Here is a 22,336-nt window from a genome sequence, read left to right on the forward strand (position 1 = left end):
CGAGCTTAGCCGTTCCCGCCTAATCGCTCGTCCGCGAAGAAGTAGTGCAGTGCGGGAGGCTCGAGTGGCGGCGCGTCGAATCGTATGGGATCAGACAATGAACCCCCGATGCCACTCTCACTCAAGAATGCCTGCAGCCCACGCGCAAGGCAATCGGTAATGTCGCCGACAAATTGGCCAAGCTCCTGCAACATCTGCTCAAGGCCCTTGAAGGGATCATCGGCATTCACATGGCTCATCGCAGGTAGCGCCGCCGTCATGTCTGCCCAATGGAAGTACGTGTCCCCATAGCGTCTGCCGGTGTAGATGTAGGCATCGCTACAAATCGTGTCGCCTAAGTATGGGATCCACTGGCCTGCATTCATGTAGTGGAACCCACCTTTGTTCCGGATCCAGCCCAGCCACTCAAGCCTCTCATGCTGCACCAGAACGGCATCCCACTTGTCGCTCAGGCCATCTACCTTTCCGAAATAGTCAGTGCGAAGCACGTCGGCAATAGACTTCTTCGTCAAGGCATCTTCGTGGAGCGCCTCATACACCTTTGCAGCCAGTAATCGTATAAGGAACATGGTGACGCTCACTGCCGCGTCTTCTTGCGGCCCCGGGTTACCTGGGGACCGGCGGCTTACGTGCACCCATTTCTGTAAGAGAAGAAGCTCGTTGAATACGTGGCCAACCAAGGCGAAGACGTATCGCTGATGGGGATCAAGCGCCCGTAGCGCAGTCTCAGATAGCTCAAGACGTCGGACTTCGGCCTGCATCGTGCCTCCGCTTTGATGGCTGGATTTTCTACGCTCTAGAGTCTACTTGGGCCGCGCTGTCCAAGGTACCCCCCATGCCCGTTTTAGACTGACTTCAAAAACTACGTTAAAGCTCGACCGCTGTTGTTGTTCAAGCTTCGTGAGAGGAGACCGCGCCCATGATTTTCAGAGGGGTGAAGGGTTTTGTAAGGTAGTACCCCCTAGGGGCCGGGAGGCCTCCAGCAAACAGGGGTGGCTTCAGCCAAAGCGCCGGGATGGGTAGGGGCCCGGGGTGTCTTGGGGAGTTTGGTCCTGCCCTGTTATTACTCGGATCTCATCGACCCGCTATGAGACAGGGGGCCTCTCGCCAATACGTGGGGGTGGGGGCGGTGCCGGGAGCGTCCGCGATTAGGAAGCCGAGGTAATCCCGGAGAAAACCAGCGCCGCCCGTGGTAAGCTGGGGACCTTATACCTTGTCAACTCGACGCGCGTTTGACGTTGACCGGTTGCCCGGAAAGCCTTATTCCGTGGTCGGTACACAGGGGTTCGAATCCTCTCACCCCGACCAGATTCGCCTTGTTAGTTCAAGGCTCAAAAAACCGCCCAGCTAGCTCGGCGGTTTTTTGTTTTTGTTGGGTCACGCGCGGCGTGTTCAGCGTGTTATTTCCCTCACGCACCCCGCACCGCCATCATCGCCCTGTCTTTTGCCGCCAGTACGAACAGTGCGCGCAAGCCCCTCTGCTATATTCTCTTCATCCTTTCCCTATCCTTCACGACGCGTGGAACAACTTCCCTTATGGGCGCAGATTGGCGCCGTCTTTCTGCTGCTTATCTGCTCGAGCTTCTTTTCGATTTCCGAAACGGCGATGATGGCGATCAATCGCCATCGCCTGAAACATCTGGCCAATCAGAACGCGCTCGGCGCAAAGACCACTCAAGGTCTCCTCGCGCAGACGGATCAGCTTTTGAGCGTGGTGCTGATCGGCAACAATCTGTTCAACACCATCATTCCGGTGCTCACCACCTCGATCGCCCTGCACACGTTCGGCCGGAACAACCTCGTGCTGTCGATCGCGACCGGTATCGTCGCGTTTCTGATCATCGTGTTCGCGGAAATCACGCCGAAGATCGTCGGCGCGACGTTCCCTGAAAAAGTCGCGCTGCCGGCCAGCCTGCTGATCGCGCCGATGATGCGCGTCGCCAAACCGCTAGTCTGGTTCGTCAATCTTTTTGCGAACGGCATTCTGCGCGTGCTGCATATCAATACAAAGGGCGCGCACGACCAGCGCCTGTCGACCGAAGAGCTGCGCACCATCGTGCTCGAGTCCGGCAGCTTCATGCCGACCAAGCACCGCAGCATTCTGCTGAACCTGTTCGACCTGGAAAACATCTCCGTCGACGATGTGATGATCCCGCGCCGCCGCATCGAGGCGCTGGATTTCGACGCGCCGTTCGAGCACATCCTGCATCAACTGGAAACCTGTTACCACAACAAACTGATCGTCTATCAAGGCGACATTGATCGCGTGCTCGGTGTGCTGCACGTACGCAAGACACTGGCGGCGCTGCACAACCAGGAACTCGAGCGCGAGACGCTGCGCGAACTGCTGGCCGAGCCGTACTTCGTGCCGAGCGGGACGCCCGTGTTCCAGCAATTGCAATTCTTCCAGGAGAGCCGCCACCGCACAGCGCTGGTCGTCAACGAATACGGCGAGTTGCAGGGCCTCGTCACACCGGAAGACATCATCGAGGAACTGATTGGCGAGTTCACTACCTCGATTCCGCGCGGCGCCAACTCGCGCGGCGGCTGGAACGAGAACGGCGAATGCATCGTGGCCGGCAGCATGCCGCTGCGCGAGTTGAACCGCTGGCTGCATCTCACGCTGCCTACCGACGGGCCGAAAACGCTCAATGGTCTAATCCTCGAAATTCTCGAAGACATTCCCGACGGCGACGTGTGCGTGCAGATCGGCGAAGTCAAACTCGAAGTGATGCGCAGCGACGATCAGGCGATTCGTACGGTCAAGCTGTTCAGACCGCCGACGCGTGTGAAGGCCGGCAAGGTATTGCGCGGCTAGGTTAGTCGACGTAACTGCGCGCCTTCGCGATGCGGCGCGCGACCGTTTGGCACGACTAGCAACAGCGCGACATGGCCAGGCACCACAGCCAGGCACGGCAGGCAGCGGCAAACACGCGCCGAGCACAGCACAGCGGCCAAACCTGCAGCAGCATCGCACACCAACGCAACGCGCGCCATTAGCCGAATGGCCGAATAGCGGCGCCCGCCACCTTGCCGGAAGATGAAGCCGTCGTGTTCTACAGGCGGTTCATCACCGGTCTCTCATGCAAGCCTCTTTCCAGCCCACGGCGGCATCGCCGCGCGCCATCGCAAACGTCCACGAAAGCGCCGTCAAAGCGAAACTGAGACCATTCGCGCCCGACGTCGGCGCAACAAATCCCACGGATACCGACAACGCTCCCGCCGTGCGTCTTTTGACCGACACATTGCAGGAAGCAACTCGCCGAAACGCGTCGGACCTTCATATCGAGCCAGCGGAACACGGCTGGCGCGTGCGCTTGCGAATCGACGGCGTGCTGCACGAAATCCCGCCGCCGCCGGCGCATCTGCGCGACGCATTCATCACTCGGGTGAAGGTGCTGGCGCGCATGGATATCGCAGAGCGTCGCGTGCCGCAAGACGGCCGGCTGCGCATTTCCACTTCGCCCGGACGCGTTGAAGACTACCGCGTCAACTCGCTGCCCACGCTATTCGGAGAAAAGCTCGTGCTGCGCAGGCTCGACGCGCTGCCCGCCGATCTTTCACTCGACTCGCTCGGCCTCGATCCGCATCAACGCGAAACCGTGGATGCCGCGATTCGCGCGCCGCACGGCCTCATGCTTGTCACCGGTCCCACCGGGAGCGGCAAGACATTGTCGCTGTACTGTTTCCTGAATCTGCTCAACGGCGAGGCCCGCAATCTCTGTTCAGTGGAAGACCCCGCGGAGATCCAGTTGGCTGGCATCAATCAGGTCAGTGTGCGCGAAAAAGCCGGGCTCACTTTCGCGGTCGCGCTACGTGCATTTCTTCGCCAGGATCCCGACGTGATCATGGTCGGCGAAATTCGCGACGAAGAAACCGCCGACGTCGCCGTAAAAGCCGCACAAACGGGCCACCTCGTCCTGTCGACCCTGCATACGAACGACGCGCCGGCAGCCATCGCGCGTCTGATCGATATCGGCGTCGAGCCGTATAACCTCGCCGCCGCGTTGCGGATGGTCACCGCGCAACGGCTGGTGCGGCGGCTCTGCGTCGCGTGCCGCGTGCCGGCGCCGCAGTCGGTCGCGGCGCTCCGGGCAGCAGGTTTCAGCGAGCAGCAACTCGATGGCTGGCAGCCCTACGCCACCGCCGGGTGCCCCGCGTGTCACGGCATCGGCTATCGCGGCCGCATCGGCATTCATCAGGTGATGCCCGTATCCGATGCGATGCGCGAACTGATCGTCGCGAGCGCCGGCACGCATGAACTCGCGCGGCTGGCGCAAACCGAACAGGTGGGCACCTTGCGCGACGCCGCGTTGAGACGTGTGCGCGACGGCACCACCAGCCTCGCCGAAGCGCTCGCCGCCACCGAGTTCGCATGAACACGGCGACGACCCAAAGGCTTCCGGCCTCCGACATGCGGTTCAGATGGCGCGGCGTCGATGCCAACGGCGTGCGGAAAAACGGCGCGCTTATCGCCCCGGACGCAGCCATCGCTCGCTCAGTGCTCAAGCGCGACAATCTGTTCATCCTGGAACTGACGGCGCTCGGACCGGCACCGCGTCCCACCACACGCGCCGCGGACATCACGCTATTCACGCGCCAGCTCGCCAGCCTGCTGCGCGCGGGTCTCCCACTCGCGCCCGCGCTGGACCTGCTCGCGCAAGCCCAGACTTCGCGCCGCCACGGCATGCCGCGCATTGTCGGCGCGCTTGCGCGCAACATCACCAGCGGCCTGCGTTTTTCCGCGGCGTTGCAGCGGCATCCCGCGCAATTCAACGCGCTGTACTGCCAACTCGTCGAAGTCGGCGAGGCGGCCGGCGCACTCGCGGCGGTCCTCGCCCGCATCGCCGACGACCGCGAACGCGCCGCCGCGCAGCGCGCCAAAGTGCGCGCGGCATTGACCTATCCCGTCGCGATCCTCGTGCTGGCGATGGCAATCACCGCGGCATTGCTCGTGTGGGTCGTACCGACCTTCAAACAGATCTTCGACGGCTTCGGCGCCAGGCTGCCCGCACCCACGCAGTTCGTACTGGCATTGTCGTCCGGTGTGGCGCGATGGAGCATACCGGCAGTCGCCATGATCTTCGCGTTCGGATCAGCAGCGACGTTTCTGCTGCGACGTTCCGAAGCCGCGCGCATCCGCTTTGCGCGCATATCGCTGACAATACCGGTCGCCGGTCCGCTGTTGCGCACGTTGTGCGCGGCGCGCTGGAGCCGCGCGCTCGGCACCTTGTTATCAGCCGGCACACCGCTGGCCGACGCGTTCGATTCGCTGACTCACGCCACCGGCAACGCATTCTTCGACCGCGCCACCGTGGAAATCGCCGCGCGTCTGCGGCGCGGCGAACGGCTCGCCGCCGCAATGCGCGCGGCACACTGCTTTCCGCCCGAAGTCGTGCAGCCCATCGCGGTTGCCGAGGAGTCCGGAGCACTCGACGCCATGCTGATCGACGTGGCGTCGCTGGCCGATCGTCAGGTAGACGAAAAGATCGGCACGCTGTCGAGTCTATGCGAGCCACTCGTCATCGTCGTGCTCGGCGCGCTGGTCGGCGGCCTCGTGATCGCGATGTATCTTCCCATTATTCAACTCGGCAACGTGGTGTAGGATCGCAGCCGAATCCATCCTTAATCTATGCGGGCCACTCTTCCATTCGTGCCAGACACTTCTTCCAGCCTGCTGTCGGGCTTGCTGCCCGACCATTTCGCGACCGGCCTCGGCCAGGCGTTCGGCAGCCTGCCCACAGCACTGCAGATGACGTTCGCCATTGTGTTCGGCCTCGTGATCGGCAGCTTCCTGAACGTCGTCGTGCATCGGCTGCCGATCATGCTCGACCGCGCCTGGCGCGCTGAAGTCAGCGAGGCCGCCGATCAACCACTGCAAGCAGACGGCTTGCCGGCGCGCTACAACCTGTGGGTGCCGCGCAGCGCCTGTCCTCACTGCGGCCACGTGTTGAGCGCATGGGAGAACCTGCCGGTACTGAGCTATCTATTGCTACGCGGCCGCTGCTCCGCATGTAAGGCGCACGTGAGCCTGCGCTATCCGCTGCTCGAAATCGCCAGTGCGGCGTTCGCGGCGGGCGCACTCGCGTTGTTCGGCCCAACCGTCACGGCGCTCGCCGCCTTTGGTCTTTGCGCCACGTTGCTCGCCATGAGCGCGATCGACATCGACACGCATCTGCTGCCCGACTCCCTGACGCTGCCGTTGCTGTGGGCAGGCATCATCGTCAACTTCAACGGTATGTTTACGAACTTGCACGATGCGGTGCTGGGCGCGATCTTCGGGTATCTGGTGCTGTGGGTCGTGCACTGGTTATTTCTCCTCATCCGCGGCGTTGAAGGTATGGGTTATGGCGATTTCAAACTGCTGGCGGCGCTCGGCGCGTGGCTCGGCTGGGCGGCGCTGCCGCAGATCGTGCTGATCGCGGCGGTGAGCGGCGCGGTGGTCGGTCTGCTGGCAACATGGCGCGGCCGCATGCGCTTCGAGGAGCCGCTGCCCTTCGGGCCGTTCCTTGCGGCGGGCGGCGCGCTGACGCTGTTTCTCGGCACACCGCTTTATCTGGCTTTGGGAGGCTGAAGCATGTTTGCTGTGGGATTGACCGGCGGCATCGGCAGCGGCAAATCGACGGTCGCCGACCTGTTTGCGGCGCACGGCGTGCCGCTCGTCGACACCGACCTGATCGCGCACCGCATCACCGCGCCGCACGGCATCGCCATGCCGCCAATCGCCGCCGAGTTCGGCGAGGAGTTCGTCGCGCCTGACGGCTCACTCGACCGCGCCGCCATGCGCACACTCGTATTCAGCGACGACAGCGCACGCAAACGCCTCGAAGGCATCACGCATCCATTGATTCGCGCTGAAACCGAACGCGAGCAGCGTGAGGCTCAAGGGCCTTATGTGATCGTCGTAGTACCGCTGCTGGTCGAATCCCGCAAGTGGAAGTCGCGCGTGAATCGCGTGCTGACGGTGGACTGCAGCATTGAAACGCAGATCTCGCGTGTGATGAGCCGCAATAATTTCAGTCGCGAACAGGTGCTGGCGATCATCGCTCGTCAGGCCACACGCGAAGCGCGCCTCGCCGCGGCCGACGACATAATCGACAACGACAACGCGCCGCTGGACGTGCTCGAGTCGCAAGTCGACGCGCTGCATCGCGTGTATCTGTCGCTCGCCAGCGCATGACGCGGACGTGACAACTCGGCAAATCCCGGTTGAACTTCGCAGCGATGCGCGTGCCAAAAGTGCGTTGAAAACCGCCCGAAACACGTGAAAAAAGTTGCAAATGCGTGCTGAAAAAGTGCGTGATTGCTAGGGTAGTCTCACGGCATTAGAATGTTCTGCATTCCCGTCACCGACCACGCCCGAGGCGAGCCCGCTTGATCCTTTACGAGTATCCCTTCAACGAGCGAATCCGGACGCTATTGCGCCTCGAAGATCTGTTCGAGCGCTTCACGTTCTTTCTGACTCAGGAAGACGCCAGGGAACATCACGTCGCACTGACAACGTTGTTCGAAATCTCAGAGGTTGCGGGCCGCGCGGATCTGAAGTCGGATCTGATGAAAGAACTCGAACGCCAACGGCAAACGCTGGCGCCGTTTCGCGGCAATCCGGGAATCGAACAAAACGCGCTTGAGGCCGTACTCGGCGAGATCGAGCAAACACTCGCGGGGCTTTCGCAGATGCAGGGCAAGACCGGCCAGCATCTTGCAGACAACGAGTGGCTAGCCAGTATCCGCAGCCGCGCGATCATTCCGGGCGGCACCTGCAAGTTCGATTTGCCGTCCTATTACGCCTGGCAGCAGATTCATCCCGATCAGCGCCGCCAGGACATCGCCAAGTGGGTGACCCCGCTGCTGCCGCTGCGCGACGCGGCCATCATCGTCTTGCGGCTCGCGCGCGAGTCCGGCCAGGCGTCCAAGGTCATGGCCATGCAGGGCAGCTATCAGCAGATGCTGTCGGGCCGTTCGTATCAATTGATGCAAGTGCGGGTGGCACCGGAATTGCGCGTGATCCCCGAAGCCAGCGCGAACAAGTACATGCTGTGGGTGCGTTTCACCGTGCAGGACGGCGATTTGCGTCCGCGTGCAGTGGATGTCGACGTTCCTTTCCAGCTTACGCTTTGCAGCCTGTAGGGCACGCTCGCAACCCTGTCATGTTCACCTGTTAAATCAGAAACGGTGGGGCACGCCTTTAAAGCGGCGAGAAATGCCCCTATATTCGTTACTTGTTCCGTTTGCGATTGATTGCCTGACCGTATGCCTACTGTCGTCAAATGCCCCACATGCGGAAAGGACGTCCGCTGGACACCTGAAAACCGCTTCCGCCCCTTCTGCTCCGATCGCTGCAAGCAGATCGACCTCGGCGCCTGGGCCGCTGAGAAGTACAAGATCGGCGGGAACGAGCAGGAAGCGTCGTCGGACGAGACGCCCGGCGGGGATTACACCCCGCATTGAGCGCGGCCCGCTGGCCGGGCCATGCCGATCGGCGCTGCGCTAAAGCAGCGCCTGACGTCGCGCGCCGTTTTCTTTCCGCTTCAGCTCTTTTCGGCTGCGAGCCATTCCAGCACGGGAATGGTCGCCGGCAACAGCGGCTCGACGTCCGCGGGCAGCGTCTGCCAGACAAAAGCCTGACCTTCGCGGCCGTGCGGCTCGCCGGACCACTGCGTCACCTTGCAGAAAAAGAGCCGCACATACGCGTGCGGGTAATCGTGTTCGAGCGTATGCCAAAGATGGCTTGCCTCGACCGCGATACCCAACTCCTCGTGCAACTCGCGAGCGAGCGCGGCTTCGACTGATTCGCCCGCTTCCAGCTTGCCGCCCGGAAATTCCCAGTAGCCTTCGTACGGCTTGCCGGCCGGGCGCTGCGCCAGCAGATAGCGCCCATCGGGCTGGACCAGCACGCCAACCGCGACTTGCGTCACCTTGCGGCCGGCGGCGTTCTTCTCGACGTCGTCGCTCATGCGCTCACTCATGCCGACGTCTTGCGGCCGGACCAGTCGCGCGCGAACTGCCACGCGACACGTCCCGAACGCGACCCGCGCTCGAGCGCCCACACCAGCGCATCGCCGCGCGCCGCTTCGACTTCGGCGTCGTCGCAACCGAAATGGCGCAGCCAGTGGCTGATGATCGACAGGTAGTCATCCTGCTTGAACGGATAGAAGCTGACCCACAAACCGAAGCGCTCGGACAGGGATATCTTTTCTTCGACCAGCTCACCGGGATGAATCTCGCCGTCGGACGTGTGCTTGTACGTCTCGTTGTCGCTCATGTATTCGGGCAACAGATGGCGGCGATTCGACGTCGCATAAATCAGCACGTTGTCCGATTGCGCGGCGATCGAGCCGTCGAGCGCGACCTTCAACGCCTTGTAGCCCGACTCGCCATCTTCGAACGAGAGGTCGTCGCAGAACGCCACGAAGCGCTCCGGCCGCTGCGCGATCAGGTCGACGATATCGCCGAGGTCGTGCAGATCGTCCTTATCCACTTCGATCAGACGTAGCCCGTCTTTCGCGTACGCATTCAGACACGCCTTGATCAGCGACGACTTGCCGGTGCCGCGCGCGCCTGTCAGCAACACGTTATTGGCCGGCTGCTTGTGGACGAATTGACGCGTGTTCTGCTCGATCAGGCCTTTCTGGCGATCGATGTTCTGCAGGTCGTCGAGCGTGATCGCCGAGATGGCCGGCACCGGCTGCAGGTAGCCGCGCCCCTGGCGCTTGCGCCAGCGGAAGGCCACTGCCGCCGACCAGTCGATATCGGGCGAAGCGGGCGGAAGCATCGCTTCGAGGCGGACGAGCACGGCTTCGGCCCGGGTCAGAAACTGTTCGAGTTTATCCATGGCTGTGAAATAAGCGGCCTTCAGGCCGCGTAATGAACCCGGTTACGAACGATAGTCGGCGTTGATGCTCACGTAGTCGTGCGACAGATCGCAAGTCCAGATCGTGGCTTGCGCATCGCCGCGGCCGAGTACGACACGAATGCCGATCTCGCTCTTTTTCATGACGCGCTGGCCGTCTTCTTCACGGTAGGCCGGATTGCGGCCGCCGGCAGTCGCGACCAGCACGTCGTCCAGATACAGATCGATCTTGCCGACGTCGAGATCGTCCACGCCGGCATAGCCGATGGCCGCGAGAATGCGGCCGAGATTCGGATCCGATGCATAGAAGGCCGTTTTCACGAGCGGCGAGTGGCCGATCGCATAGGCGATCTGGCGGCATTCGCCGACGCTCGAGCCGCCTTCCACTTGCACGGTCATGAATTTGGTCGCGCCTTCGCCGTCGCGCACGATCAGCTGCGCGAGGGTCTGGGCGACTTCGGTCACCGCGTCGCGCAGCGCTGCGTAAGCGGGCGAATCGGTGGACGTGATCGCCGGCAAGCTCGATTTGCCCGACGCGATCAGGATGAACGAATCGTTGGTCGACGTATCGCCATCGATCGTGATGCAGTTGAACGAGCGATCCGCCACGTGCTTGACGAGCGCGTCGAGCACGGGCTGGGAGACGGCGGCGTCGAATGCGAGGAAGCCGAGCATGGTCGCCATGTTCGGCTTGATCATGCCGGCGCCCTTGCTAATGCCGGTCAGCGTGACCGTGTGGCCCTCGATCGTCACCTGGCGCGACGTGGCCTTGGGCAGCGTGTCCGTGGTCATGATCGCCTGCGCGGCGTCGTACCAGTTCGCTTCCTTGCGGTTCGCCAGCGCGGCCGGCAAACCCGCTTTCAAACGATCGACCGGCAGCGGCTCCAGAATCACGCCCGTCGAAAACGGCAGCACCTGTTCCGGCGTAATGTCCGCGAGACGCGCGAGTTCGGCGCAGGTTTCGCGCGCCGCCACGAGGCCCGGCTCACCCGTGCCCGCGTTCGCGTTGCCGGTGTTGATCACCAGCGCGCGAATCGGCTTGCCGCCGGCGCGCACGCGTTCCAGATTCTCACGGCACACCGTGACGGGCGCCGCGCAAAAACGGTTCTGCGTGAACACGCCGCCCACCGTGGCGCCTTCGCCCACGGAAATGACGAGCACGTCCTTGCGGTTCGGCTTGCGGATGTTCGCCTCCGCCCAGCCGAGCGAAACGCCGGCGACGGGATAGAGTTGAGCGGGATCGATCGAGGGGAAATTGACAGCCATGGTCGCGACCTGTCGAAGAAAATGCCGGCAGGCGCCGGCATCGGGGAAACGGAACTGATGGTCCGGGCTTGTTGCCGGACCACCGCGAAATCGAGGCAACCTACCGCCTGAAACGACGCGGCGCGCCTCTCAGCGCGCCGCCTTCGGCATTACACGATCTTGCCGTGGCACTGCTTGTACTTCTTGCCGCTGCCGCACGGGCACGGGTCGTTACGGCCGACCTTCGGCACGTTGTCCGCGCTCATGTTCGCTGCTGCCGTATGCGACGAACCGTGGCTCATGGCTTCGCCGATCATGGCGGCGGTGGCTGCTTCCGCGGCAACAGGCGCTGCGGCGGCCGCTTCGGCGAATTCGGCGTGGCGGAACTCGACGTTTTCAAGGTGCCCGCCTTGCTCTTCGAGCTGTTCAGCAGCCTGTTCCAACTGTTCCGGCGACTGGATCTGCACGTTCATCACCACGCGGGTGACTTCGAGCTTCACGGCGTCGAGCATGGCGGCGAACAGTTCGAACGCCTCACGCTTGTATTCCTGCTTCGGATTCTTCTGCGCATAGCCACGCAGATGGATGCCCTGACGCAAGTGATCGAGCGCGGCCAGATGTTCGCGCCAGCTGCGATCCAGCGTTTGCAGCATGATCGAGCGCTCGAATGCGCTGAACGATTCGCGGCCGACCAGTTCGACCTTCGCTTCGTAGGCTTCGTCCGCGGCGGCTTCGACCGCTTCGAGAATCTCGTCCGCGCTGATCGAGTTCGACTCGTTGATCATTTCCTGGATCGCGAGGTCGAGCTGCCATTCGTTGCGCAGCACCTCTTCCAATTCGGGCACGTCCCACTGCTCTTCGATGCTGCCCGCCGGCACGAACTGATGAACGATATCGGCGATCACGCTCTGACGCATCGCGCCGATCGTTTCGGTGATGTCATTCGCTTCGAGCAATTCGTTGCGCTGCTGGTAAATCACCTTGCGCTGATCGTTCGACACATCGTCGTATTCGAGCAATTGCTTGCGCACGTCGAAGTTGCGCGCTTCCACCTTGCGCTGCGCCGATTCGATCGAGCGAGAGACGATGCCCGCCTCGATCGCCTCACCTTCGGGCATCTTCAGGCGGTCCATGATCGCGCGCACGCGATCGCCGGCGAAAATGCGCAGCAGCGGATCTTCCAGCGACAAATAGAAGCGCGACGAACCCGGGTCGCCCTGACGGCCGGCACGGCCGCGCAGCTGATTGTCGATCCGGCGCGATTCGTGGCGCTCGGTGCCGATAATGTGCAGACCGCCCGCGGCCTTCACCTGATCGTGCAGCGCTTGCCATTCGTCGTGCAGCTTCTGGATGCGGCGTTGCTTGTCGTCTTCAGCCAGCGTTTCGTCCAGCTCGAGGAACGACGCCTGCTTTTCCGCGTTGCCGCCGAGCACGATGTCGGTACCGCGACCGGCCATGTTGGTGGCGATCGTGATGCGCTTCGGACGGCCGGCTTCGGCGACGATCTCGGCTTCACGCGCGTGCTGCTTGGCGTTCAGCACTTCGTGCGGCAGACCGGCCTGCTTCAGCAGATGCGACAGCAACTCGGAGTTTTCGATCGACGTCGTACCGACCAGTACCGGCTGACCGCGCTCGTAGCAATCGCGAATGTCGCGGATTACCGCGTCGTAGCGTTCCTTGGCCGTCTTGTAGATCTGATCCTGCTTGTCGATCCGCTTGGGCGGACGGTTGGTCGGGATCACGACCGTTTCGAGACCATAGATCTCGTTGAATTCGAATGCTTCCGTATCCGCCGTGCCGGTCATGCCGGACAGCTTCGCGTACATGCGGAAGTAGTTCTGGAACGTGATCGACGCGAGCGTCTGGTTCTCGCTCTGGATCTTGACGTGTTCCTTCGCCTCGACAGCCTGGTGCAGCCCGTCCGACCAGCGGCGGCCCGACATCAGACGGCCGGTGAATTCGTCCACGATCACCACTTCGCCGTTCTGCACCACGTAGTGCTGATCCTTGAAGAACAGCGTGTGGGCGCGCAGCGCGGCGTACACGTGGTGCATCAGCGTGATGTTCTGCGGCGCGTACAGGCTTTCGCCGTCGCCGATCAGGCCCCACTCGGCGAGCAGACGCTCCGCCTTTTCGTGGCCCGATTCCGTCAGGAACACCTGGCGGCCTTTTTCATCCAGCGTATAGTCGCCTGGCTTTTCGACGCCGGTGCCGTCCGCTTTCTCTTCGCCGATCTGCCGCTCGAGCAGCGGCGGCAGCGCATTCATGCGCACGTACAGGTCGGTGTGATCTTCGGCCTGGCCGGAGATGATCAGCGGGGTACGGGCTTCGTCGATCAGGATCGAGTCGACCTCGTCGACCACCGCGAAATTCAGGGCTCGTTGGACGCGCGCGTCGGTCTCGTAGACCATGTTGTCGCGCAGGTAGTCGAAGCCGAATTCATTGTTGGTGCCATACGTGATGTCCGCCGCGTAGGCTTCCTGCTTCGCGCCGTGATCCATCTGCGACAGATTGATGCCCACCGACAGACCGAGGAAGTTGTACAGGCGCGCCATCCACTCGGCGTCGCGCTGGGCGAGGTAGTCGTTGACCGTAACCACGTGCACGCCGCGGCCGGACAGCGCGTTCAGGTACACCGGCAGCGTGGCGACGAGCGTCTTGCCCTCGCCGGTGCGCATTTCGCCGATCTTGCCGTAGTGCAGAACCATGCCGCCGATCAGCTGCACGTCGAAGTGGCGCATTTTCAGCACCCGCTTGCTGGCCTCGCGGCACACCGCGAAGGCTTCCGGCAGGAGCTTGTCGAGCGATTCGCCGCTCGCGACGCGCTGGCGGAATTCACCCGTTTTGGCGCGCAGTTGATCGTCCGTCAATTGCTCGATCTGCGGTTCGAGCGCATTGATCGCCGTGACGGTCTTTTGATATTGCTTGACTAGCCGCTGGTTGCGGCTGCCAAAAATCTTCTGTAGAAAACCGGTGGTCATCGGATCGGTGTCTGCGTCGCGGCTTCGGCTGGGTCGCGGCGTGCAGTTCGTGCACGCGCGCTCCGGGGTCGGAAGGGCCTCGGCGGCTTAGTCCAAGAGTGAATTGTCGGGTAGCCCGACCTTCTTACGAAGATCGGCCCCCCCGAGAACCGTACGTGCGAGTTTCCCCGCATACGGCTCAAATCTACAAACAAAGTTCTGTCTACGACAGAACCGGCTTAGTTACTACAAGTTTACCAACGTGTACCTGCTGGTGACAGTGCGGGTGAAGCAAGACCCGGTTGGACAACTTGTCTGACCCGCCATGCATCCGATATTCCAGATGATGGTCGTGCCAGCCTGTTTCGTCCGTCAAGGCACAGCCGCAGTGCGCACACAACCCGCTCTGCGACATGTACAGCTTTGCCCACTGTTTCCGGTAGCGCATCGAATCCCACAGACGCGTCTGCCGCAGTTGCTCGCCATATTGCTCCCACTTCGGATCAAAGGGATTGAACTCTCCTTGGATCTTCTTGTGTCTCCTGATCGCCGTACCGCTGAGTTGGTACAACTCCATCAGGCCCCAACTGCCATCGTCTCGAACCGTCCGGACCGCGAACACCCACTGTCGAGCGTCGATTGAGTGGAAGTACTTCTGTCGCACCCAACTGCTGCTCTTTCGCGGATGTCGCCGCTTGGACCACCACCAGAGCCTCCGGAACACCAGATGCTCCATGCGGGTGTACGCCTTTTTGGCCGTAACCGGATGGTGATACTGCGCCCATCCGCGCAACATTGGGTTTAGCAGTCGGATCATCTCCTCCTGCTTCACCGTCTTGTTGCTGCTAATCGTTTCCGCCACCTTGCTGTAGAACGCTTTCGCGTTCTTTTTGCTCGGTTTGATGAGCATTTTTCCCGAGTACTTCCGGAAATTCCACCCAAGGAAATCAAAGCCGTCGTCAATGTGAGTGATCCGCGTCTTTTCCTCCGATAACTGCAACCCTCGAACCGCAAGGAATGCCTCCACCCAAGGTCGGACCTCTTGCTCCAGTATCTCTTTCGAGTCACCGGTTATCACGAAGTCGTCCGCGTACCGCACCACATTTACCTTCAGCCTTCGGGCTTTCATGATCCCCAGTTTTGCACCGAGATGCACCGCCAGTTCTCGTTCCAGCCCGTTCAGCGTTACGTTAGCCAACGTCGGGGAGATGATGCCTCCCTGCGGCGTACCGGCCTCAGTCGCCCGTAGCCGGCCTTGATAAATCAGGCCGGCCTTCAACCATTTCCGGAGGATTCCTCTGTCCATCGGGACATTGGTTTCCAACCAGTCATGACTGATGTGGTCGAAGCACCCCTTGATATCCGCTTCTAGCACCCACTTGGCCGAGGCCTCTTGGGACATACAGACGCGGATTTGGGACATCGCGTCGGCTGTCGAACGATTCAACCGGAACCCGTAAGAGTTCAGGTCGCTCGTCGATTCCGACACTGGCTCCAAGGCCAGCAGATACAGAGCTTGCATCGCCCTGTCCCGCATGGTCGGAATGCCCAGTGGACGTTCCTTCCCATTTGCCTTGGGGATAAAGACTCTCCGTAATGGCAGAGGCTTGTATCCGCGCCGCTTCAACCTGCCGATGGCTTCCCACCGGCTTTCAGGCGAATCCCATAGCTCGCGATCGACTCCAGCCGTTCGCGCACCCTGGTTTTGCGTAACACGTCGTACCGCATACAGCTTTGCAGACAACGTGCGAGTTAGCATCCGTTGCAGGGCTTTCACCCTGCGCCAGTCGCCTTCCCGCGTCGCCTTCGCAATTCGAATCTGCATCCCTCTCACGTTCCGCTCAACCCGTCGCCAATCTACGGCGTGCCAGTTGTCCGGCGCGTGGGAAAGCGCAGATCCAGTCTTCCGACCAGATACTTTCATGCTGCTCTCCTACCTGGAAAAGTCCCCAGACAGAAGGCGCATCTCCCCCAGCGGGGTAGATACACCCCGCTGGGGAACAACAAAACTCAATGCAGGCGCATGCACCTGCATCTGACCAAGTTACAGAGGGTAGTCAGCCGTCTTGCGACGGTAGACCAGACGGAAGTCTGCCCGCTTTCGCGTGGGGTGATGTTCCAACCCCTATCCGAACCATTACAGCCCGGCTTTCGCTTTTTCCGTCCTCCCATACCTGCACAATCAACAGCGTCCCTTGCGGTTCGCCTGCCAGCCTTACTGCGCTGGCAACCATACAGGCTTACCACGTTCCCGGCATGTCACACGACTGACTTAGGTTCTGCCTATTCCCCGGCGGTATCACGAACGACGTAACCCGAGATTCGAGCGGGCTATCCAACCGCATACCTTTTGGTTAGTGCCTATCAGCAGCTTTGGCACACAATGCTAACGAGGTTTATCAGCAGTTCACTTCCGTTAACCCTATCAGCCAGCCTAGCGCCTTACCCCCTTGCTGCTAGGAGTATCCAGACCGCCTCCTCGCGGAACCAATCTGCCCGAAACGTCCGGGGGCTACATTGTCAGAAGAGCTTCACACCCCACCGTTGCCAGTGACGCATGTCTTCCTAGGCTACTGCTGGTCGTACAGCAGGTTCACTACCCTCGTCTTCCAACAAACGAGGTCGAACAATGACACACCGAGCTTTCGCTCGTATCGTTTAGCGAAACCGTTGCCCGAAGGCTCGGGAATTGCAAACATCACCCCGCCCTGTCGGCGGAGGTGAAGCCGCTGACTGGGCGGGACCTGACGGTAATCAAGCCCATGCAACAAGGTTCCCGGCTGATTGCTCCGGTTTCCAATTTCACTACAAGGATGCTTCCCATAGGGTTGCATCCGCTTCCTAAAGTGCGGCCCACAAGGGGGCCGCCTGCGGAGGGCATGGTGAGTTACCTCAATAACCCTCTAGTCGATGCTCCGTAACGTGGAGCAGCCGGACACGAGCGTGCGTGTCGCACCGAATCGCGCATTTTAGCACGCGCCCCCGCCCGCGCTTATGTCAGCAGCGAGACGGCGGCAGGGCATCGGAAGCCCGCCGCAGCGCGCTCCGGCAGTCCGCATCGAGGCGGGCCCGCGTGCGTCCTGCGCGGTACAATCGCGGCGTGAACGCGCATAGGGCGCGGACACGCCGTGACCCATCGAACATGAGCCGTTTTCCTTCCTTTTCAAGGCCGCCGCCCCAGCAGTTCAAGGCGCGCCGCCCGCAGCCGGTCGCCGAGGTGCTCAATCGCACGGACGCGTTCGCGGCCCTGCGCGCGGGCGTCGAGCAGATTGCGGCGTTGGAGAAGGATCTGCGCGCGCTGCTGCCGGACTATCTGGCGACGAGCGTCGAACCCAGCTTTATCAAGGAAGGCGTGCTCGCCCTGTTCGCCGGCCATAACGCGCTGGCGGCGCGGCTGCGGCATCTGGAGCCGCGGCTGCTGGCGGATCTGCAGCAGCGCGGTTGGCCGGTGAATTCGCTGCGGATTCGCGTGCGGCCGCAGGCTGTGAAGGAACCGCCGCCGGTCAAACAGGCGCGCATGACGCCAGCCGGCGCTGATGCGCTCCACGCGCTGAGCGAGTCGCTGGCGCCGTCGCCGTTACAGGAAGCGCTGGCGAAAATGGCGGCCCGGCATCGGAGAAATCGCTAGGCAAAAGAAAAGCGGCCCGACTGGGCCGCTTACTTTTCATGCGCTCGCTTCGGAAATTTCACCCGAAGGCGTCAGGCAAAAGCCGTCTGCGTTTCGTAGGCAAAACCGCGCGGCGCCTTCTGCGTGTCGTCGAAGGTGACGATTTCGTACGAATCTTCGTGCGCCAGCAGTTCGCGCAGCAGCGCGTTGTTCAGGCCGTGGCCCGATTTGTATGCGTCATACGCCGCCAGCAACGGATGGCCGACCACATACAGGTCGCCGATCGCGTCGAGCATCTTGTGCTTCACGAACTCGTCGTCGTAGCGCAGGCCGTCATTATTCAGAATGCGGTACTCGTCCAGCACGATCGCGTTGTCCATGCTGCCGCCACGCGCCAGACCCAGTTCGCGCATCATTTCCACTTCATGCGCAAAACCGAAGGTGCGGGCGCGCGCGATTTCGCGCACGTACGACGTATTGGCAAAATCCACTTCCAGCGCCTGGCCGGTTTTATCCACAGCCGGGTGACGGAAATCGATCGTGAACTTGAGCTTGAAACCAAAGTACGGGTCGAGACGCGCGAATTTATCGCCGTCACGAATTTCGACCGGCTTGGTGACCTTGATGAATTTCTTCGCCGCGTTCTGTTCTTCAATACCCGCCGACTGAATCAGAAACACGAATGAACCGGCACTGCCGTCCATGATCGGGATTTCTTCGGCGGTGACGTCGACATACAGGTTGTCGATGCCGAGACCGGCGCAGGCGGACATCAAATGCTCGATGGTCGAGACGCGCGCGCCGTCTTTCTGCAACACGGAAGCCAGACGCGTATCGCCAATCGCCATCGCCGACGCAGGAATGTCCACCGGCGTGGCGAGGTCCACGCGCGAAAACACAATGCCCGTGTCCGGCCCGGCCGGACGGAGCGTCAGTTCGACTTTGCGGCCCGAGTGCAGGCCAATGCCGACTGTCTTGACGATTTGTTTGATAGTGCGCTGCTTCAGCATGGTGATCTTCTATTCGATTGAAAATCCCAATCGGGACTTTTTATTCCATAGCACGAATTATACTCCAATACCCTAAGGAGCGTCTTTCCGCGGAACGTATCAATCTGTTTCGCTGCATTACCCTTGGGGGCCCGTCAGGAAAGCGTGACGGGCCGATGCCCCGGAACGGAGGCGTTTCCGGTCATCGGCCCGCGTAACGGCCTGTCACAAAAGCGTCTTATCGACCGTTGCCCAAGCACAACGCGCCAACCGCGCGTGCCTGTGGCGAAGGCCACGACGCCAGCGTGCCTAGCTCAACGTAGCGAGAATACTCCCTGCATCGCTGACTTCGAATTTGCCGGCAGCCTCGACGTTCAACGTCTTGACCACGCCGTCGTCGACCACCATCGCGTAGCGCTGGGAACGGATTCCCATGCCGCGCGCCGACAAATCCTGCTCGAGACCGAGCGCTCGCGTGAAAGCCGCACTGCCGTCCGCCATCATGCGCACCTTGCCCGAGGCGTGCTGATCGCGTCCCCACGCGCCCATTACGAACGCGTCGTTGACGGACACGCACCAGATCTCGTCGATGCCAAGAGCGCGCAACTGCTCGGCGTGCTCGACATAACCCGGTACATGTTTGGCCGAACAGGTTGGCGTGAACGCGCCCGGCAATCCGAAGATCACCACACGCTTGCCCGCCGTCTGCTCGCGCACGTCGAAGCTGTTAGGCCCGATCGTGCAGCCCGCCCGCTCGTCTTCGATCAACTCGAAGAGCGTCGCGTCGGGCAGCTTGTCACCTGCCTGAATCATGCTCAGTCCTTTGCATCGATGCGAAGCACGCTCGCACGTCGTCGTGTCGCAGTGAAAAATCCGGCGTGGGCACCAACCACTGCATGCTCCGCCGTCCGGCGACAGTCGCCCAATCCGCTTCGCGAATCCGAAGAGGGCACTTGTCCTTGTCGCGAATCTTCAAAGATACGCGACTTGTTCGCCGTTCACCCGCCACGCTCGTGCATTCGTCCGCCAGCGCCGCACTGCTGTCCGACTCGCAGCGCCGCAACGAAAGCCTGCCCGTGCGCTCAGTCCGCCTGCTTGCGCAGGAATGCCGGAATGTCGTACGTGTCGACGCCCTTTTCCTGCAACGCCTGCACATGCGACGCGGCCGTATCGCGCGACGTGCGCCACACGGCCGGCGTGTCCAGTGCGCCGTAGTCGGCGGTGCTGGCGTGCGACGACTGCGGTGCGTAAGCAGCGTGTGCACTGATCGGCTGGTTGTCGGTGCCGGTGCGCAGCAGCGTCATCGGTGCCGATTGCTGCTTCTTGGCCGCACGGCCCAGGCCCGTTGCCACGACCGTCACGCGCAGCGCGTCGCCCATTGCATCGTCGTACACGGCGCCGAAAATCACGGTCGCGTCTTCTGCGGCGTAGCTCTTGATCGTGTTCATCACTTCGCGCGTTTCCGACAGACGCAGCGAACGGCTCGACGTGATGTTCACCAGCACGCCACGCGCGCCCGACAGATCCACACCTTCCAGCAGCGGGCTGGCCACAGCCTGCTCAGCAGCCAGACGCGCGCGATCGACGCCCGCAACCGTCGCCGTGCCCATCATCGCCTTGCCCTGCTCGCCCATCACCGTCTTCACGTCTTCGAAGTCGACGTTCACCAGACCGTCGACGTTGATGATTTCCGCGATGCCGGCAACTGCGTTATTCAGAACGTCGTCTGCGCACTGGAAGCACTTGTCCATCTCGGCGTCATCGCCCATCACCTCGAACAGCTTGTCGTTCAGAACGACGATCAGCGAGTCGACGTGATCCTCCAGTTGCTGCGAACCGGCTTCTGCCACGCGCATCCGCTTGCCGCCTTCGAATTCGAACGGCTTGCTGACCACGCCGACGGTCAAGATACCCATTTCTTTAGCGATCTGCGCGACCACGGGTGCTGCGCCCGTGCCCGTGCCGCCGCCCATGCCGGCCGTGATGAAGACCATGTGCGCGCCGCGCAGTGCGTCGGCGATGCGCTCACGTGCTTCTTCCGCTGCGGCGCGGCCCATTTCCGGCTTGGCGCCGGCGCCCAGACCCGTGTTGCCGAGCTGGATCACCGCGGTGGCGCGCGAACGCGACAAAGCCTGCGCGTCCGTGTTCATCACGATGAAGTCGACGCCTTGCACGCCTTTGTTGATCATGTGCTGAACAGCATTGCCGCCAGCGCCACCTACTCCGACCACCTTGATGATGGTGCCGTTCGTTTCGGTTTCCAGCATTTGGAAATCCATGATGCCTCCGTCAAGATAAAAATTTGCAGCCACTTCGGCCGTTATTCGGCAGGAGATCGGGCAACCGCCTGTCGCGCGCCGGCCGCCGGCACCAGCGCGTATTTTTTTGAAACCTGTTCGAAAACCCGTTCTGTGCAGCGATACAGCGAATGCTTTAGAAGTTGCCGAGGAACCAGTCCTTCATGCGCGTGAACACCTGTCCCATCGAGCCCGACTGCACCGCGACCTTGCGGCCGCGCATGCGTTGCGAGCGTCCTTCGACGAGCAGGCCCATCGCCGTCGAGTAGCGCGGATTGCGCACTACGTCAGCCAGACCGCCCGCATATTCCGGCACGCCGATACGCACCGGCTTCAGGAAAATGTCCTCACCCAGTTCGACCATGCCGAGCATCATCGACGCGCCGCCGGTCAGCACCACGCCGGAGCTCAGCAGTTCCTCGTAACCCGACTCGCGCACCACCTGCTGCACGAGCGAAAACAGTTCTTCGACGCGCGGCTCGACCACCGCCGCCAGCGCCTGGCGCGACAGCGTGCGCGGACCGCGCTCGCCGAGACCCGGCACTTCGATCATTTCGTCCGGATCGGCCAGCGCCTGCTTGGCGATGCCGTAATCCACCTTGATGTCTTCCGCGTCCGGCGTCGGCGTGCGCAGCGCCATCGCGATGTCGCTCGTGATCTGGTCGCCGGCGATCGGAATCACCGCCGTATGACGGATCGCGCCTTCGCTGAAAATCGCAATATCAGTCGTGCCGCCGCCGATATCGACCAGCACCACGCCGAGTTCTTTCTCGTCTTCCGTCAGCACCGCCAGCGACGACGCCAGCGGCTGCAAAATCAGATCGTTCACTTCGAGCCCGCAGCGGCGCACGCACTTCACGATGTTCTGCGCCGCGCTCACCGCGCCGGTAACGATATGCACCTTCACTTCCAGGCGAATGCCGCTCATGCCGATCGGCTCGCGCACATCTTCCTGACCGTCGATGATGAATTCCTGCGTCAGGATATGCAGCACCTGCTGATCGGTCGGGATGTTGATCGCCTTCGCCGTTTCGATCACGCGCGCCACGTCCGTCTGCGTGACTTCCTTCTCCTTGATCGCCACCATGCCGCTCGAGTTGAAGCTGCGGATATGGCTGCCGGCAATCCCGGTAAATACGTTGGTGATCTTGCAGTCGGCCATCAGTTCGGCTTCTTCGAGCGCGCGCTGAATGGACTGCACGGTGGCCTCGATATTCACCACCACGCCTTTCTTGAGCCCCTTTGATTCGCTCTGGCCGAGGCCGATCACCTCGTAGTGACCTTCGCCCTTCAACTCGGCGACGATGGCCACGACCTTCGACGTCCCAATGTCGAGGGCGACCAGCAGATCTTTATAGTCTTTACTCATAGCGTGCTCATTGCGT

At 61.8% G+C, this 22,336-nt stretch carries 18 protein-coding genes; 8 read left to right on the forward strand and 10 right to left on the reverse strand.

The window, feature by feature from the left end; translation table 11 throughout:
- Positions 1 to 5: 5 nt before the first annotated feature.
- Positions 6 to 761 (reverse strand): hypothetical protein, encoded by a 756-nt coding sequence (locus B0G81_RS23080; RefSeq protein ID WP_134138444.1) that lies wholly within the window; start codon positions 759 to 761, stop codon positions 6 to 8.
- Between the two features lie 758 nt (positions 762 to 1,519).
- Here B0G81_RS23080 and B0G81_RS23085 point away from each other — a divergent pair.
- From B0G81_RS23085 to yacG, 7 genes are all read left to right on the forward strand, one after another.
- Entirely contained in the window at positions 1,520 to 2,818 is a 1,299-nt protein-coding gene (locus B0G81_RS23085) for an HlyC/CorC family transporter (RefSeq protein ID WP_116118330.1), read from the forward strand.
- 265 nt (positions 2,819 to 3,083) lie between these two features.
- The gene (locus B0G81_RS23090; protein ID WP_134138445.1) at positions 3,084 to 4,379 is read left to right on the forward strand and encodes an ATPase, T2SS/T4P/T4SS family; all 1,296 of its coding nucleotides are present in this window, start codon (positions 3,084 to 3,086) and stop codon (positions 4,377 to 4,379) included.
- Positions 4,376 to 5,605, forward strand: coding sequence for a type II secretion system F family protein (locus B0G81_RS23095; RefSeq protein WP_134138446.1), 1,230 nt, complete (start codon positions 4,376 to 4,378; stop codon positions 5,603 to 5,605). Before B0G81_RS23090 ends, B0G81_RS23095 begins: the two co-directional genes overlap by 4 nt.
- Before the next feature lie 27 nt (positions 5,606 to 5,632).
- Positions 5,633 to 6,574 carry an A24 family peptidase gene (locus B0G81_RS23100; RefSeq protein WP_116118333.1) on the forward strand — a complete coding sequence of 314 codons (942 nt, stop codon included), beginning with the start codon at positions 5,633 to 5,635 and terminating at the stop codon, positions 6,572 to 6,574.
- Between the two features lie 3 nt (positions 6,575 to 6,577).
- Positions 6,578 to 7,180, forward strand: coding sequence for a dephospho-CoA kinase (coaE, locus tag B0G81_RS23105; RefSeq protein WP_134138447.1), 603 nt, complete (start codon positions 6,578 to 6,580; stop codon positions 7,178 to 7,180).
- 194 nt (positions 7,181 to 7,374) lie between these two features.
- On the forward strand, positions 7,375 to 8,130 hold the full coding sequence (gene zapD, locus B0G81_RS23110; protein WP_106285174.1) for a cell division protein ZapD: 756 nt from the start codon (positions 7,375 to 7,377) through the stop codon (positions 8,128 to 8,130).
- A gap of 123 nt (positions 8,131 to 8,253) precedes the next feature.
- Entirely contained in the window at positions 8,254 to 8,451 is a 198-nt protein-coding gene (gene yacG, locus B0G81_RS23115) for a DNA gyrase inhibitor YacG (protein ID WP_106285173.1), read from the forward strand.
- Positions 8,452 to 8,531: 80 nt separating this feature from the next.
- On the opposite strand, the gene mutT is transcribed toward yacG, so the two are convergent.
- From mutT to ltrA, 5 genes are all read right to left on the reverse strand, one after another.
- Positions 8,532 to 8,957: an 8-oxo-dGTP diphosphatase MutT gene (mutT, locus tag B0G81_RS23120; RefSeq protein ID WP_116118335.1), complete on the reverse strand. Its 426-nt coding sequence runs from the start codon at positions 8,955 to 8,957 to the stop codon at positions 8,532 to 8,534.
- Positions 8,958 to 8,965: 8 nt separating this feature from the next.
- Positions 8,966 to 9,835: an ATP-binding protein gene (locus tag B0G81_RS23125; RefSeq protein ID WP_134138448.1), complete on the reverse strand. Its 870-nt coding sequence runs from the start codon at positions 9,833 to 9,835 to the stop codon at positions 8,966 to 8,968.
- Between the two features lie 42 nt (positions 9,836 to 9,877).
- Positions 9,878 to 11,119 carry a bifunctional glutamate N-acetyltransferase/amino-acid acetyltransferase ArgJ gene (gene argJ, locus B0G81_RS23130; RefSeq protein ID WP_134138449.1) on the reverse strand — a complete coding sequence of 414 codons (1,242 nt, stop codon included), beginning with the start codon at positions 11,117 to 11,119 and terminating at the stop codon, positions 9,878 to 9,880.
- 149 nt (positions 11,120 to 11,268) lie between these two features.
- Positions 11,269 to 14,079, reverse strand: a complete 2,811-nt coding sequence (secA, locus tag B0G81_RS23135; RefSeq protein WP_134138450.1) for a preprotein translocase subunit SecA — start codon at positions 14,077 to 14,079, stop codon at positions 11,269 to 11,271.
- Positions 14,080 to 14,281: 202 nt separating this feature from the next.
- A complete protein-coding gene (gene ltrA, locus B0G81_RS23140; RefSeq protein ID WP_134138451.1) occupies positions 14,282 to 15,982 on the reverse strand; it encodes a group II intron reverse transcriptase/maturase in 1,701 nt (566 codons plus the stop codon).
- A 1,218-nt stretch (positions 15,983 to 17,200) separates the two neighbouring features.
- Here ltrA and B0G81_RS23150 point away from each other — a divergent pair.
- Positions 17,201 to 17,686, forward strand: coding sequence for a DciA family protein (locus tag B0G81_RS23150; RefSeq protein ID WP_041758585.1), 486 nt, complete (start codon positions 17,201 to 17,203; stop codon positions 17,684 to 17,686).
- Positions 17,687 to 17,757: 71 nt separating this feature from the next.
- On the opposite strand, the gene lpxC is transcribed toward B0G81_RS23150, so the two are convergent.
- The 4 genes from lpxC to ftsA form a co-directional block, all read right to left on the reverse strand.
- Entirely contained in the window at positions 17,758 to 18,675 is a 918-nt protein-coding gene (gene lpxC / locus B0G81_RS23155; protein WP_106285167.1) for a UDP-3-O-acyl-N-acetylglucosamine deacetylase, read from the reverse strand.
- A 288-nt stretch (positions 18,676 to 18,963) separates the two neighbouring features.
- Positions 18,964 to 19,467, reverse strand: a complete 504-nt coding sequence (locus B0G81_RS23160) for a peroxiredoxin (protein WP_012434415.1) — start codon at positions 19,465 to 19,467, stop codon at positions 18,964 to 18,966.
- A 269-nt stretch (positions 19,468 to 19,736) separates the two neighbouring features.
- Positions 19,737 to 20,933 carry a cell division protein FtsZ gene (gene ftsZ / locus B0G81_RS23165; RefSeq protein ID WP_012434416.1) on the reverse strand — a complete coding sequence of 399 codons (1,197 nt, stop codon included), beginning with the start codon at positions 20,931 to 20,933 and terminating at the stop codon, positions 19,737 to 19,739.
- A gap of 154 nt (positions 20,934 to 21,087) precedes the next feature.
- Positions 21,088 to 22,320 carry a cell division protein FtsA gene (gene ftsA, locus B0G81_RS23170; protein WP_007180311.1) on the reverse strand — a complete coding sequence of 411 codons (1,233 nt, stop codon included), beginning with the start codon at positions 22,318 to 22,320 and terminating at the stop codon, positions 21,088 to 21,090.
- Positions 22,321 to 22,336 lie beyond the last annotated feature (16 nt).

The organism is Paraburkholderia sp. BL6665CI2N2, assembly GCF_004366535.1.
Taxonomy (GTDB): Bacteria; Pseudomonadota; Gammaproteobacteria; order Burkholderiales; family Burkholderiaceae; genus Paraburkholderia.